The sequence below is a fragment of the Brevibacillus parabrevis genome (assembly GCF_022701015.1).
In the GTDB taxonomy this organism is placed as follows: Bacteria; Bacillota; Bacilli; order Brevibacillales; family Brevibacillaceae; genus Brevibacillus; species Brevibacillus parabrevis.
This window is the reverse complement of record NZ_CP064090.1, coordinates 2380669-2395061: the sequence shown is the minus strand read 5'-3', so window position 1 is coordinate 2395061 and position 14393 is coordinate 2380669. Positions and strand designations below refer to the sequence as shown.

At 54.7% G+C, this 14393-nt stretch carries 11 protein-coding genes; all 11 read right to left on the bottom strand.

Annotated features, from left to right (window positions below; genetic code table 11):
* Window positions 1-19 precede the first annotated feature (19 nt).
* Complete coding sequence (locus IRJ17_RS11435) at window positions 20-1096, bottom strand: NAD(P)H-dependent flavin oxidoreductase (RefSeq protein WP_242774732.1); 1077 nt, start codon at window positions 1094-1096, stop codon at window positions 20-22.
* Between the two features lie 53 nt (window positions 1097-1149).
* Window positions 1150-2313, bottom strand: coding sequence for a VOC family protein (locus tag IRJ17_RS11430; protein WP_242774730.1), 1164 nt, complete (start codon window positions 2311-2313; stop codon window positions 1150-1152).
* Between the two features lie 319 nt (window positions 2314-2632).
* The gene (locus tag IRJ17_RS11425) at window positions 2633-4348 is read right to left on the bottom strand and encodes an ABC transporter ATP-binding protein (protein WP_122965932.1); all 1716 of its coding nucleotides are present in this window, start codon (window positions 4346-4348) and stop codon (window positions 2633-2635) included.
* Between the two features lie 48 nt (window positions 4349-4396).
* Window positions 4397-5428 (bottom strand): FecCD family ABC transporter permease, encoded by a 1032-nt coding sequence (locus IRJ17_RS11420; RefSeq protein WP_122965933.1) that lies wholly within the window; start codon window positions 5426-5428, stop codon window positions 4397-4399.
* A gap of 3 nt (window positions 5429-5431) precedes the next feature.
* A complete protein-coding gene (locus IRJ17_RS11415; protein WP_122965934.1) occupies window positions 5432-6487 on the bottom strand; it encodes a FecCD family ABC transporter permease in 1056 nt (351 codons plus the stop codon).
* Window positions 6488-6666: 179 nt separating this feature from the next.
* Window positions 6667-8133: an AraC family transcriptional regulator gene (locus IRJ17_RS11410; protein WP_242774727.1), complete on the bottom strand. Its 1467-nt coding sequence runs from the start codon at window positions 8131-8133 to the stop codon at window positions 6667-6669.
* A gap of 312 nt (window positions 8134-8445) precedes the next feature.
* Window positions 8446-9450, bottom strand: coding sequence for an ABC transporter substrate-binding protein (locus IRJ17_RS11405; protein WP_217022381.1), 1005 nt, complete (start codon window positions 9448-9450; stop codon window positions 8446-8448).
* Window positions 9451-9695: 245 nt separating this feature from the next.
* Entirely contained in the window at window positions 9696-10487 is a 792-nt protein-coding gene (locus IRJ17_RS11400; RefSeq protein WP_122965937.1) for a DeoR/GlpR family DNA-binding transcription regulator, read from the bottom strand.
* 238 nt (window positions 10488-10725) lie between these two features.
* Complete coding sequence (phnW, locus tag IRJ17_RS11395; RefSeq protein ID WP_242774722.1) at window positions 10726-11841, bottom strand: 2-aminoethylphosphonate--pyruvate transaminase; 1116 nt, start codon at window positions 11839-11841, stop codon at window positions 10726-10728.
* Window positions 11842-11887: 46 nt separating this feature from the next.
* The gene (gene phnX / locus IRJ17_RS11390; RefSeq protein ID WP_242774720.1) at window positions 11888-12682 is read right to left on the bottom strand and encodes a phosphonoacetaldehyde hydrolase; all 795 of its coding nucleotides are present in this window, start codon (window positions 12680-12682) and stop codon (window positions 11888-11890) included.
* Window positions 12683-14392 (bottom strand): putative 2-aminoethylphosphonate ABC transporter permease subunit, encoded by a 1710-nt coding sequence (locus IRJ17_RS11385; RefSeq protein ID WP_242774718.1) that lies wholly within the window; start codon window positions 14390-14392, stop codon window positions 12683-12685.
* Between the last annotated feature and the right edge of the window lies 1 nt (window position 14393).

Below are 14393 nucleotides of genomic sequence, written 5' to 3'. Positions count from 1 at the left end.
TGCCGCACCTGTTTCCTTGCTATTCCTGCACAAGTCCTGCGCATGCACGCTTCGTTTCCTCTACGAGCCGCAAGACCAGTTCGCCTGCGCCAAGCTCCCTGCCAAGCGGTGCCGCCTGTCCCGCCCACATCGACATATACGCGGATTTCTGCTGCTTGCCCGCAGCGGCGCGAATGTCTTTGGTGAGGGCATTTTGCACCGGGTAGGCGGGCAATTCCTGATCCAGTGGCGCCAGCTTTCGCATGAACTCGTTCTCGATGCCTCTCGCCCATTTGCCGGAAAAAGCCCGTGTCATGACGATGCCCTCTTCGCTCGACTCCCGGATGGCTTGCTTGTGCAAAGCATGCGCGCCGCTTTCCGCACACGTTAAAAATGCCGTTCCGAGCTGAGCCGCCTGCGCTCCCAGTGCGAGTGCGGCTGCAATGCCTCGCCCGTCCATCATCCCGCCCGCTGCGATCACCGGAATTTTGACGCGATCCACGATCTGTGGCACCAATGCCATCGTTCCGATCAGATTGCTCGGGGAATCCGGCAAAAACGAACCGCGATGCCCGCCTGCTTCACTGCCCTGCGCTGCGATCATGTCCACGCCGCCCGCTTCCAGCACGACTGCCTCGCGAACCGTCGTCGCAGTCCCGATCACCGTCACGCCTTTTTGCTTGAGCGCTTGCAGTGAACGCGCGTCGAGCATGCCAAACGTAAAGCTGAAAACCGCAGGCACTTCCTCCAGTACGACTTGCAGCTGTTCCGCAAACGACTCCTGAAAGCGCGTGACTTGCAGGCTTTCGGGAATGTCCAGCTCACGGCGCACCTCATTGAGCGCGGAAGCAACCGTGTCTGCGATCGGCTGGGTCGCGTCAAAGTCTTCCGGGATGAACAAATTGACGCCAAAAGGTTTGTCGGTCAAATCGCGGATCGCATGTATCGCTTCACGGATTTGCTGTGGAGTCATATAGGCAGCTCCCAGCGTTCCCAATCCCCCTGCTTCCGAGACGGCCGCGACCAGCGCAGGAGTTGTCGCACCGCCCGCCATCGGTGCCTGGATAATCGGCCATTTGATTTTCAGGCGTGACGTAATCGGATTCGCTTTCCACATGCTTCTTCCACTCCCTTTTGTCTATTTCGTTCCATTCACGCACGAGGGCAGGGTCATGGCTCGTGGCGAATCAATTCAAGAAAATGGGCCAAAACTCGCGCAGTAAGCCCCCAGATGACTCGTCCGTCCAGCTCGTAAAACAGATGCTCGACTGTGCCTGTGCGCCACGGATACTTTTTGCCGCCCGGAATCAGGTGATAAGGGAAATCATCCTCCGGCTCGTTCACAAGCGCTGAAGTGTATGTCGCAGGCTCAGCGGCAGCCAGTCGTTCCAGCGAGATGATAAACACTTCTCCCACTTCATCGGGATTCGGCTTCATCTTCGCTATGTCCTCCACGTAGCCGACAAACGGGTAAATCGCAGAATGGCCCGGACCGATCAACCGATCCAGCTCGCCGACGTAGTGAATGCTTGTGAGCGGCACTCCCAGCTCCTCGCTCGTTTCCCTGCGGGCTGTCGCCCAGCGCGATTCGTCGCCCTCTTCCGCCCGTCCACCGGGGAAACAGATTTCATTGGCCTGCCTGCGCATCGTGCTTGCCCGCTTTTCGAACAAAACCCCCAGCTTGCCGTCCTCCATCTTCACCAAAGGAAGCAAAATGCCAAACACACCCGTTTGCTTCGCTCCCATAAACCCCGGCTCGCGCTCGTTCAGCACTTGCAAAATCCGCTGGACGCCCGGCTCTTGCTTAATTGGGTCGGCTGCTTCGCGCGTGTCCACATCGGTCCCTCGCTCGATCGGTTCAGCTTCGCGTGTGCCCACATCCGCCCCTCGCTCAATTGACTCAGCTACGCGTGTGTCCACATCCGTCCCTCGCTCAATTGGCTCAGCTTCGCGTGTGTCCACATATTCCGCCACTTCGATTAAATTCCGGTCGGGGTCGCGCACGTAAACCGAACGGATCAGTCCCGCTGCACCTGTCCTGTGCACTGGCCCTTCCTCGATGTCCACCCCGCAGCTGGCAAGCTTGGCGATGACTGCCGCAAGCGGCACAGAAGCGATCAAGCACAAATCAGCAGAGCCTGGCAACGGCTGTCCCGCTTTCGGCTCAAACTCGTGTCCTGCCACATGCAGGTTGATTTTTTGTGCGCCAAAATGCAAAGCTTTTCTGCCATTGCCGAAGGTGACAACCTGCATGCCAAGCGCGCGCTCGTAAAACTGGCAAGTCGCTTCCAGGTCGCGGACGGTCAACACCAGATGGTCCAATCGGTCGATCATGCTTACCATTCCTTCCTGTCCCGCTACATGCTCTTGCTATGTATTATAGCAAACAGGGAGCTTCTATCGTTTGATTCGACTGCAAAACACCCTCCAACTTGTTCCTCACCAACTGGAGGATACGCTTTTCTTTTCACGAACATGTCTACCCGTACATTATACAATGATTTCCTTGTTTACAGCTGCTTTTTGCCCCGCTTGTACAAGGCGCATAACTTAGCATATAGCACAGCAAAACGAGCGTCCCCCGCCTCATGCGGAAGAACGCTCGCTTTTTTTGTGGAAGAAACGCCACGGACAATCACAGCCGTTTCATCGTCTATGAACTGAACTGCGCTTGATGCAGCCTGCTGTACACGCCTTGCGTTTGCAAAAGTTCGTCGTGGTGCCCTTGCTCGGCGATGCCTTGTTCGGCGACGACAATGATCCGGTCTGCGTTCTTGATCGTCGCCAGGCGGTGGGCGATCACGAGCGTCGTGCGTCCGTGGGACAGCTCTGCAAGCGCCTGCTGAATCGCCGCTTCCGTCTCGGTGTCGAGAGCAGAGGTCGCTTCATCCAAAATGAGGATCGGCGGGTTTTTCAGGAACATCCGGGCGATCGACAACCGCTGCTTTTGACCGCCGGAAAGCTTGACGCCCCGCTCCCCGATCAGCGTATCCAGTCCTTCTGGCAAGGCGCGGATCACGTCTTCCAGTTGTGCCCGTCTGGCTGCGTCCCACAACTCTTCATCGGTCGCGCCAAGCTTTCCGTAGGCAATGTTTTCCCGGATCGATCCGTCAAACAGGAAGACGTCCTGCTGCACGATTCCGATATGCGAACGAAGCGACTCCAGCGTCATGGAACGAATGTCGATGCCGTCAATCATGATCGAGCCGCTGTCCACATCGTAAAAACGGGGAAGCAAGCTGCACAGTGTCGTTTTTCCTGCCCCGGAAGGTCCCACGAGCGCGACCGTCTCGCCAGCGCGAATGGACAGCGACAATCCCTGGAGCACTTTTTCCTTGTTTTCATAGCCAAACGTTACGTTCTCGAAGCGGATGTCGCCGCGAAGATTGCTGACAGGCTTCGCGTCTGGCGCATCGTCGACGTCAGGCTCTGTCTCCAGCAACTCCAGGTAGCGCTTGAATCCGGCAACACCTTTTGGAAACGTCTCGATGACGTTGTTGATCTGCTGAATCGGGTTCAAAAAGACGTTCGACAGCATCACGAAAGCGATAAACTCCCCGTACGTCATCTTTCCTTGGATGACGTAATACGTTCCGCACACGAGGACAAACAGCGATACCAGCTTCATCAAAATAAAGCTCAACGACGAGTTCCACGCCATGATGCGGTACGTGAGCAGCTTGGTCAGGCGGAAGCGCCCGTTGTTCTCTGCAAAGCGTGCGATTTCATGCTTTTCGTTAGCAAACGCCTGTACGACGCGAATGCCGCTGATGTTGTTTTCCACGCGCGCATTGTAGTCTGCTACATCGGCAAACATCCGGTCAAAAGCGCGGGACATTTTGCGGCTGAAATACATCGACAAATAAATCATTAAAGGCACGATGATAAAAGTCAGCACCGCCAATTGCCAGTTGATGCTGAGCATGATACCGAAGGCGCCCAGCAATGTCATGACCGCGATGAACAAATCTTCCGGGCCATGGTGAGCGATCTCCCCGATATCCATCAGGTCGTTCGTCATGCGAGATACGAGATGTCCGGTCTTGTTGTTGTCGAAAAAGCGGAACGAGAGCTTTTGCACCCGATCAAACAGCTTTTTGCGCATGTCCGATTCAATATTGATGCCGAGCTTGTGTCCGTAATAGGTAACGACGTAGTGCAAGGCCGCACTGACCACGTAAATGCCCAAAAGCCCCAGGCACGCGTACAGGATCAGCAGCCAGTTTCCGCTCGGAAGCAAATCGTCCACAACCCGGTTGACAGCAAGCGGAAACGCCAGTTCAAGCAGCGCGGCCAAAATCGCGCAAGAAAAATCTGCTATAAACAGCCCCATATACGGCTTGTAGTACGCAAAAAAGCGACGCAGCATACCGAATCCTCCTCCTCTTCACCGCACGATGAAAGCCTTTCTTTTTCTCTACGACTTCGAACGGGCAAGCAAGTACAAGAAGTACGGGGCTCCGATGACAGCAACCACAATGCCTGTTGGAATTTCAGACGGCTGCAAAATCCAGCGTCCGATCGTATCAGCAACAATAACCAGGAGCGCGCCTGCCAAGGCCGATGTCGGCAGCAGCATTTCGTGTTTCGGTCCGACAAGTCTGCGCGCCAAATGCGGGCCAATCAGACCGACGAAGCCGATCCCGCCGCTGACAGCCACGCAAGATGCCGCCAGTCCGACCGATGCGGCCAACAGCTTCAACTGTTCTCTTGCGACCGGAGCGCCAAGACCGATGGACAGCTCTTCTCCCAAATTCAGGACGTTCATCACACGCGCTTTGTAAAAGACAAACGGCAGCAGGACGACAATCCACGGGAGCAGCGACAGAACGAATTTCCAGTTGGTTCCCCAAATGCTTCCGGCAAGCCAGGTTGCGACAAACTGGTACTTGTCAGGGCTCAGCTTGAGCGTCAGCACGATCATCGCAGCGCTCATCCCCGCTGCGACCGCGATCCCGGTCAGCAGAATGCGAATTGGCGACAAGCCTTTATGTCTCTTGTAAGACAGCACAAAAATCAGGGCTGCGGTCAAGCTTGCTCCGACCAGCGCCAGGACAGGCAACAGGAAAACAGGAGCGGCAGCCGTCGACGGATAAAAGGAAATGAACAGCATAACCATCAAACCCGCACCTGCGTTGATCCCCAAAATGCCGGGGTCAGCCAGCGCGTTGCGGGAAATCCCTTGAATGATGCAGCCGGAAACCGCCAAACCTGCTCCGATCAAAAGCGAAATGACGATGCGCGGCAAGCGGAAGTCGAACAAAATCAAGCTTTGCTTCTCGGTGCCAGACCCGAACAAGGTCATGAGCAAATCCATTGGCGACAAGCGAATATATCCTGTGTTCATGCTGATGATGAACGCAATCAAAATGAGCACAGACAAAATCATCATGACGAGGATGCCCCTGCTGCGTTTGCGGGCATCGATTTGCGCAGTAGCTGGTTGCATGATTTACATCTCCCTTCTTTCTTTACGAGCCAAGTAAAGGAAGAACGGAACGCCAATCAGCGCAATCAGGGCGCCCAAAGGTGTTTCGTAAGGCGGATTCACCATTCTGGCTGCCAAATCGGCAAAAACGACGAGCAAGCTGCCCATAATGGCAGAGCAAGGAATAATCCACCGATAGTCGACCCCGACCAAATAACGCGTCAAGTGCGGGATAATCAGTCCGACGAAGCCAACCGCACCGACGACAGCGACAGCCGAACCTGCCAAAATCAGGACGATGACCGTACCCGCCAGTTTGACGAGCGCTGTTCGCTGGCCCAAGCCTTTGGCAATGTCCTCGCCGAGACTGAGCATCGTGATGGAACGCGACAACACAATCGCCCCGAGGATCGCAGCGGCAATCCACGGGAACATCACTTTGAGCTGGAACCATTTTGTCCCGGCTACCCCGCCTGCGTACCAGAAAGCCAAATCCTGTCCAATTTTGAAGTAAAGCGCAATCCCTTCGCTAAGAGCAGACAACAGGGCGCTAAGCGCTGCCCCTGCAAGCACGAGCCGCACCGGAGTAAGCCCGCCTTTTGCCATCGAGCCAATTCCGTAAACAAGTCCTGCGCCTACACCTGCGCCCAAAAACCCGTACAAGATCAAGTACATGAAAGGCAGCCCCGGGAAAAAGGCAAAGCAGAGGGCAATGACAAAACCTGCTCCCGCATTCAGCCCGAGCAAACCGGAGTCGGCAAGCGGGTTGCGAGTCATCCCTTGCATGATCGCCCCTGCCACAGCAAAGCTGGCCCCGACCATCGCTCCACCGAGCAAGCGGGGAAGGCGTATTTCCTGGATGATCTGATGCTGCGTAATATCTGGATTAAAATGAAAAATAGCGTCCCAAACGACAGAAAACTGAATATCTGCTGCCCCGAATGAGACAGACAGAAACATTCCGAGAATCAAGGCAAAAACTCCGCCCGTGAGGATCAGCGTTGCTGCCCATGGCCGCGAGCGAAACTGTTCCTGTTTTGATGTACTCCCCTGCTTCAGGGTGTGTGTCTGTTGACCCATGCTAGCCACCTTTTCCATTCATTATGTACATGCACGAAATGTTGCTTTCCCCTTCCCTTTCGCTAAATTCATGAAATTGATTCTTATTATCATAGTAGGATTTTAGGCGATTGACAAAAAGAGTGTCAATGGACAAAAGAGTGGTCTTTTTTGTATGTTTGCAACAATCGTGGTCCATGCTAGGCCAGCACGTGCAAAATGTGCTCGATTTTTTTCTGGTTGGCGATGATGCCGTGATTCATCCACGTCATGAAATCGACTTCGTACGCCCGCTTGTCACGCACAGCCCGCAGCGATTGCCAGACGGGGTGGTGCACCTGGAGCTTTTCCGCATCGGTTCCTTCTCCATGCCATTTGTCAAAAGCGTAAAAAATATGGTCGGCGTCAAGCGCAGAGAGCCATTCCCACGACACCCCGGCTCTTGCCTCCTGCACAGAGAGCGACCTGACCAGCATATGCGGCTGCATGCCCAAATCGTCGAACATGACAGGGGCCGAGTACGACTTTTCCACGCTGATCATGTCTGCCGATACGCGCAAAAAGGCGACGGTCTGCCCTTTCATGCTGCTTGACAGCTTGCTGCGGGCAGCGGCGGCTTTTTTTTCATAATGCTCGATCGCCTTGTCGGCTGCGTCTCGCCGATTCAGCCAATCGCCCAAAATCCGCATCGTCGATCGCCAGTCTGACCCGAGCTCGCGCACCATGCATGTCCGCGCGATCTTGGCACATTGCTCGTAGTGAGCCGATTCCCAGCCTGTGCAGGAACGCAACATGATCACATCCGGGTTGCTGTTGGACAAAGCGTGCACTTCATCCTTCAGCACGTCAAACGTCGGGACGTCTTGCAAGCCGAGATAGTCCTGCTTGCCCCAGTACGAATGCGCCCATTGCACAATCGGCGTAATGCCAAGCGAACACAAGTAGTCTTCCATAAACAAAGAGACGACGCGCAGATCGTCGCGGTGGACATTCCGGTACTTGCCGGGAGCCAGCCCGACCATTTGCTTGAAGCGGCGATTGAAGTAATATTCGCTGTTGAACCCGACATTTTGCGCGATCTCATGCACCCGATCCGCTGTCAGAAGCAACAGCTGTTTGGCCCGGTTGATCCGCAAGCCGTTGATATAATCGAGCGGAATTTGTCCGGTCAGCTCTTTGAACAGCTGCGTATAGCGCCAGCGCGGAACCGCTGCCTCATAAGCAAGCTGCTCGACCGTCAGCGCCTCCTGGTAATGCTGCTTCACATATTCAATCGAGCGCTCCACGGCGCGAAGCGGGTCCTGCATCGGCCCTCCGGTTGCATTTTGCTGGAAAAGGTCAGACAGAACCGTCTCGAAGCGTACGTGACTGCTGTAACGCACCAGCCGATCCGTCTCATCCCGCACGGCGTATATTTCCTCAATGCCCTCGACTAATTTGGAAAAAGGAGTGCAGACCATCTCTCCTGTGCGAAACCAAAGCTCCTCTTCTCCCTGCGGTTGCAATGGCACCATCCGAAAGGTCAAGCGATAGTATTCCAAATCCCGCTCGGCTGTGCAGATGCGCACATGCTGACCAGGCTCCGTGATCCAGCAGCTCTCTCCCCCCAGCCGATAGCTGGTTTGATCGATTTGCAGGACACCTGAACCGTCTGTCGTGACGAACATAGCATAATCATTCTGTTCATGGCTGTCTTGGCAAGCATGCGATGCAAGAACCCCTCGCTCTATCCCCGTCAGCACGTATATGGACGACGGATACAACTGATTCTCTGTCCCGTTTGTATACATATCCTCACCTATTATATGAGAATGATTATCATTGTATATTATACGGGGATAAGCCGGGTTTGCCAAGCAAAAGAGCGGGTCCGAACCTTTTCAAATGTGCGCTTCCCGTGAAAAAAGAAGGTGCCCCGCGCAGCTTCACCTGCCTTTCGGGACACCCTGTCTTTGTTCTGCTCGCCTGTACAGCTCGGTTTATTTGACGAATGTCTTCACCAGATCGTCGGCTTTCATCATATTGGCCAGCATGGCGCCAGACTGCCAATGCGTCCGGTTCATCTGATAGACGTGGCCTTTTTTCACGGCAGGGACGGATTGCCACAGCGGGTCTTGAAGAATTTTCAGCGCCTCTTTGTTTTCCGCAGAATCCCAGCCGCCGTTCGACGGGAAGATGATGATGTGATCGGCATTGATTGTCGGAATCGCCTCTTCGCTCAAGACGACGTGCGTGTCCTGATTTTTCGCCGCTTCATACGGGGCAAGTCCAAGCTCCTTGTAAATGATGCCAGTGTACGCATTGCCTTCTCCGAACAGGGCAAGTGTCGGCTTGTCTCCTACGTTAAGACGGATGACGGCTACGCTTTCCTTGCCGATTGCTTTTTCCAGCTTCGCGCGGGCATCGGACATTTTTGCCTCGTACTTTTTCACAGCCTCATCGGCTTTTTCCGGGATGCCCAATACGTCCGCGATGTTTTTCAGCCGACCAATGGTGTCATTGCGCAGTTCGTCCGGGATTTTATACGTAGGCGCGACTTTGCTGTATTGCTCGTATTTTTGCGCATCCGCGCCCCCGTCTACAATAATCAGATCAGGGTTTGCCGCGATCAAAGCTTCCATGCTGCCTGTAATGTCAAACTGCGGGACGTTCAGGTTGAGGTAATCTTGCTTGCCCCACGCCGGATGGTACCATTGCACGATCGGCGTCACACCGAGCGCGAGCAAGTAGTCTTCCTGGTAGATGGCTGCGACTCTTTGCGGATGGGCCGGGATGGTTACTTCCCCGTACGCATCGCGGACAACTCTTGTTTCTGCCGCTGCTGCCTTGTCGTCAGCGGCTGGTTTTTGTTCAGCTGGCTGCTGCTGTGTCGAGCCTGTCGCCTGCGGCTCCGCTGCTTTCTCGCCGCACGCTGCCAGTCCTGCCATCGCGATCAGCAAGATAGCCAACCATGTCATGACGATCTTCCGACTATTTCTCCCCATTTTTTCGACCCTCTCTCTTCTGCTGATGAGCTTATGATGATTATCATTCTCACAACTTTTTTCATCATGATCATATGTGGTTCCATGCCGACAAACAATGCACGTTCTCCAGTTTTTTTTGTCCAAACTCACGATCCGCACGATCAAAATGTTTTTGCCGCTTCTGTTTGGACAAGTCAGGCGCTGCACGCCAAAAAGCCGGATTTCTCGCACAAAGAAATCCGGCCTGTCTCGCTTGTCGTTATTTACAGTTCTTTGGCTACCAGCCAGGTAACGCCTTTGGCTTGCAAATCGTCGCTCCATTCCTCGGGAGCCGCCGTATCGCTGATGACCATGTCGATTTCCTTGAGGTCGGCAACCTTGCACAACGTGCTGATCCCGATTTTGGAATGATCGGCGAGGACGATGTTCTCGTTCGCATTTTCAATGTAATGCTTCGCCAGCTCTGCACGCTCCGGGTCATAACAGGTCAAGCCCTTGTGCAGCAAAAGACCGTCCATGGACAGAAACGCTTTATCCACGTAGAAGGACTTCATCATTTTTTCAGCAAACGGACCGCCCACACGGTAATGCTTCGCGTTCACTCGGCCGCCCAGGAAGTAGACCTCTGCGTTGAGCAAGCCGTTGTTTTGGTACTCGATGAGCAGATTGAGCGCCGTGATCGAGCTGGTCAAGACGGTCAAATCCTTTTTGTTGAGCAAAAAGCTGATCATCTGGAGAGGCGTCGTGCCTTCATCGATCACGATCGTATCGCTGTCCTGCACCAGTTCGGCCGCTACCCGCCCGATTCTCCGCTTTTCTTCTGCCTTCATGACTTCGCGGCTGAGGTGGGATGGTTCTGTGCGATCTACGTTCAGCTTGATTGCTCCTCCATAGACGCGCTTCAGCTTTTTCTCCGCTTCCAGCTCTTCCAGATAGCGGCGAATCGATTCTGAAGATACTTGCAGCTTTTCTACCAGCTCGTTTGTCCTTACCTTGCCATTCGAATTGACCAACTGCAATATGATCTGCTTACGCTCTTCCCCGAACAACGACACCGGTCTTGTCCCCCTATTTACGTACTTGAAGCCAGATGGGCGGCTGACCATCGCTGCCGTCCCATTCCTGACGTGAATCTTGCCGTTTGCACCTGCTGTCAGCTTGAGAAGGAAACAACAACCATTTTATTCCGTTTTTTCCCCTCTCTTGAATTGTAGTGGTATTTGCCGCGACAATCAAGGATTGTCCTGTTGGATTATTGTTGATTTCGTTGGTTTTCGGGTCAAAAAAAATCGTCTACAGCCAAAATCGGTTTGCTTCCACTGCTGTCAGCAACCGCTCCATATCCGCCGGGTACACTTCGCCGATATTGCCGATGCGAAACGTATTTGCTTGCGATATCTTTCCCGGATAGATGACGAAGCCCGCCTGCTTCAATCGCTCGTACAGCTCTGCAAAAGAGAACGACTCCACCTCCGGATAGTAAAAGGAAGTGATGAACGGAGACTGGGACTCTTTTGGCAACAGAACGCGCAGCCCGAGACGCTCCATGCCCTCTGAGAGAATCGCCTGATTTTGCTTGTAGCGCTCATATCTTTTCGCTACTCCGCCTTCTTGCTCCAGCTCAAGCAACGCCTGGTAAAAGGCCCGGACTACGTGCGTAGGAGACGTATAGCGCCACTTGCCGTTTTGCTCCTCCATCGTTTTCCACTGGTCGTACAGATCGAGGGACAGCGTGCGGGCCACGCCAGCGCATTTGTGCAGCTCGGACGTCTTCGCGATGACGAAGCCGAAGCCTGGTACGCCTTGAATGCACTTGTTGGCGCTGGAAATCAAAAAGTCGATCGACAGCTCTGCCACGTCGAGCGGAATGCCGCCAAAGCTGCTCATGGCGTCGACGATGTACACCTTGCCGTATTTTTTGACCGCCGCTCCAATCTCGGCAATCGGATTGAGCATGCCTGTCGTCGTCTCCGAGTGAACGACAGCCACATGCGTAATCGCGCCATCTGCTGCCAGCGCCTGTTCGACTGCGCGAGCCTCCACCTGGGCCAGCTCGCCAAAATCGATCACCGTTGTATGAATGCCATGCACTTGCGCCATCTGGACGATCCGGTCGCCGTACGCTCCGTTTGTCAGCACCAGCAGCTTGCCCGCTTTTGGAATCACGCTGCTGATGACCGCCTCGACACAAAAGCTGCCGCTGCCTTGCATAAGTACACTTGTATAATCATCCGTCTGCGTGGTTGCCAATCCGACCAGCTTTTGACGCGTAGACTGCACCAGCTCGTTGTAGTCGCGATCCCACGTGCACCAGTCGCGCATCATCGCTTCCCGCACGGTTCGCGAGGTAGACAATGGCCCTGGCGTCAAAAGCAAATACGGGTTGTCGGTTGTCGTTGTTTGCGTCATGCTTCTCATCCTTTCTGTCTTTCGTGCCTGCTGGAACCTTTTGACGTTACGGACGCTCTCCCGCCTTCAGGCGCAGCTCGATTTTCGCTAACACGTCATCCAGCCGTCCGATTTCTTCGATTACATAGTGCGCTCCTGCTGCCTGCAATCTGGCGGCAGCGCTTGCAAGCCGCTCTTCCAGCTCGTCCGCTGGCATGTTCGCTACTTCCTGCTGCGACAAACCAAGCTCGCTTCCGCCTTTGAGGACGCCTACTGTCCACATGCCCGCATTTCTGCCTTCCCGCATATCGCTCGTCGTGTCGCCTACTTTGACCATTTCGCCAAACGGATACACATCGAGCTGGATCGCATTTTGATAGCACATCCACGGATACGGTCTGCCTGCGGGCACTTCGCTTGGCGTCACGAGGCAATCCGGCTCGTAGCCTTGCTCTTTCGCCGCTGCGGCGACGACGTTCATCATTTCCCGCGTATAGCCTGTAGTCGAGCCGATCTTGATTCCCCGCTCGCGCAGCCGCGCCACCAGCGCAAGCGCTCCCGGCACAGGAGTCGCGTAATCGTGCAGCGTCGCCATCAGCATCGGCTCGAAATCAGCGTACAAGTCGTCTACATCTGCCTCGTTCGGATAGCGGCCGAATTTTTCTTTCCACAATTCAGCGACCCTCTCCATCCGGCACAGCGCCGCAATATGATCGCGCTTCAGCATCCCCATCGGCTCGCGTGCCTCTGCTGCCGTCAGTTCAATCCCTCTTTTCTCAAACACTTGCAAAAACACTGCCAACGGCGCAAAGCACCCGTAATCCACCATCGTGCCTGCCCAATCGAAAATGACTGCTTTCATTTATGCCACCTGTCCTTTCTCCTGCTCTGTTCTTGCCGTGCGCTTGCGCAGTCTCGCGCTGATCCACTCCGCGCCTGCACGGGCGATGATGTTGAGGACGACAATCAATACCGACATGGCTGCCGCCGGGGCAATATCGCCCGCGTCATCCATATTGACGATGGAGACGGACGCCAGCTTGAAATCCGCTGCGTACAAAAACACGACCGCCGAGATCGTCACCATCGCGTTGATGAAAAAGTACACGAGCATTTCGATGATCGCAGGCATGCAAACCGGAACGGTCACCCGCCAAAACAGCTTCATTTGCCCGATGCCCATCGACTCGGCTGCCTGCTCGAACTCGGGATCGAGCTTTTTCAGCGCGGTTGTTGCCGTGATGAAGCCTACCGCGAAAAAGTGAATGACGTTGGCCAAAATCAAAATCCAGAGCGAGCCGTACAGACCGTGCAGCGGGTTGGCCGGATTGTTGAAAAAGAAAATGTAGGCCAGGCCGATCACAAGTCCGGGAAGCGCCAAAGGAAGAATCGACAGGAAATACCCTGCCTGGCGCAGCCCCTTCCACACCTGCGACTTTTCAATCGCATACGCGGCGACAAACGTCACGCATGTACCGATCACCGCCGTCAATACAGCGACGACAATGCTGTTCCACAACGGTTCGATGCCTTCGCCTGCGACATTGGAAAAATCGTAGTGAACCATACTGAAGTCGAGATTGTACGGCCACACCTGAATGAAGGAAGCCAACACCACTGTCGCCATCAGCAAGAGCAAAAATCCGCTGACGCCCAGGCAAACAACCGTATAAAACAGGTCGCGCCAGCCGTTTGCCTTGATCCGGTACTCTTTGGACTTGGCTGTGACGGCTGCATGCTGCTTGCGCTCCACGATTCTGTCCACGATAAACGCCACGAGCGCCGGGATGATCAGCAGCAGTCCCACGGTAGCTCCCATCGTCATGTTTTGCTGCCCGATGACTTGCTTGTAAATATCGGTGGCCAGCACGGAAAACTGTCCGCCCACTACTTTTGGCGCCCCGAAGTCGGTAAACGAAAGCGTGAAGCAGACGAAGCAGGCGCTGACGATCCCGTATTTGACGCCGGGAAGCGTGACCGTCATCAATTTGCGCACATGTCCGGCGCCGAGCGTATCCGCCGCTTCGTATAGCTGGTAGTCGGCAAAAGCGAGCGAGACGGCCAAAATCAGGTACGCCTGCGGAAACACGTAGACGATTTCCGCCAAAACGATCCCGACTGGCCCGTACAGATCCACGTCCCACTGAAACGGCAGCAAGCCGAAAATCCCCGTCGTCACCAGTCCCTGATTGCCGAACAAATACGTCAAGGCAATCCCGTGCATCATCGTCGGTGCGAACAGCGGAAGCAGCGCGACCGCCCGGTAGAAGCCTTTTCCCCGGATGCCGCTGCGCGTCAGGGCATAGGCGAACAAAAAGGCGAGTGAAACGGCGATTGCCGTAGTCATGGAGGAAATATACAGCGTGTTGTGAAGCGACTGCGACAGCGCTGGAGTGGAAAAGTAGGTGATGAAGTTATCCAAGCCGACGAACAGGCCATTTTTGTCGTAAAACGCTTTGGAAAACAATTGGATGAGCGGCAGCAGCACGCTGGCAGACAGCCCGGCCACGACGAGCACAATCAGCCACTTTTGCCCCGCCTTGCCTTTTGGCGCGGTAACAACTCCGTTCATT

What these genes read in the sequence shown, in the direction of transcription:
- IRJ17_RS11435 (WP_242774732.1), bottom strand. Translation starts at nt 1,096, where the DNA reads ATGTGGAAAGCGAATCCGATTACGTCACGCCTGAAAATCAAATGGCCG.
- IRJ17_RS11430 (WP_242774730.1), bottom strand. Translation starts at nt 2,313, where the DNA reads ATGATCGACCGATTGGACCATCTGGTGTTGACCGTCCGCGACCTGGAA.
- IRJ17_RS11425 (WP_122965932.1), bottom strand. Translation starts at nt 4,348, where the DNA reads ATGCTGCGTCGCTTTTTTGCGTACTACAAGCCGTATATGGGGCTGTTT.
- IRJ17_RS11420 (WP_122965933.1), bottom strand. Translation starts at nt 5,428, where the DNA reads ATGCAACCAGCTACTGCGCAAATCGATGCCCGCAAACGCAGCAGGGGC.
- IRJ17_RS11415 (WP_122965934.1), bottom strand. Translation starts at nt 6,487, where the DNA reads ATGGGTCAACAGACACACACCCTGAAGCAGGGGAGTACATCAAAACAG.
- IRJ17_RS11410 (WP_242774727.1), bottom strand. Translation starts at nt 8,133, where the DNA reads ATGTTCGTCACGACAGACGGTTCAGGTGTCCTGCAAATCGATCAAACC.
- IRJ17_RS11405 (WP_217022381.1), bottom strand. Translation starts at nt 9,450, where the DNA reads ATGGGGAGAAATAGTCGGAAGATCGTCATGACATGGTTGGCTATCTTG.
- phnW (WP_242774722.1), bottom strand. Translation starts at nt 11,841, where the DNA reads ATGACGCAAACAACGACAACCGACAACCCGTATTTGCTTTTGACGCCA.
- phnX (WP_242774720.1), bottom strand. Translation starts at nt 12,682, where the DNA reads ATGAAAGCAGTCATTTTCGATTGGGCAGGCACGATGGTGGATTACGGG.
- IRJ17_RS11385 (WP_242774718.1), bottom strand. Translation starts at nt 14,392, where the DNA reads ATGAACGGAGTTGTTACCGCGCCAAAAGGCAAGGCGGGGCAAAAGTGG.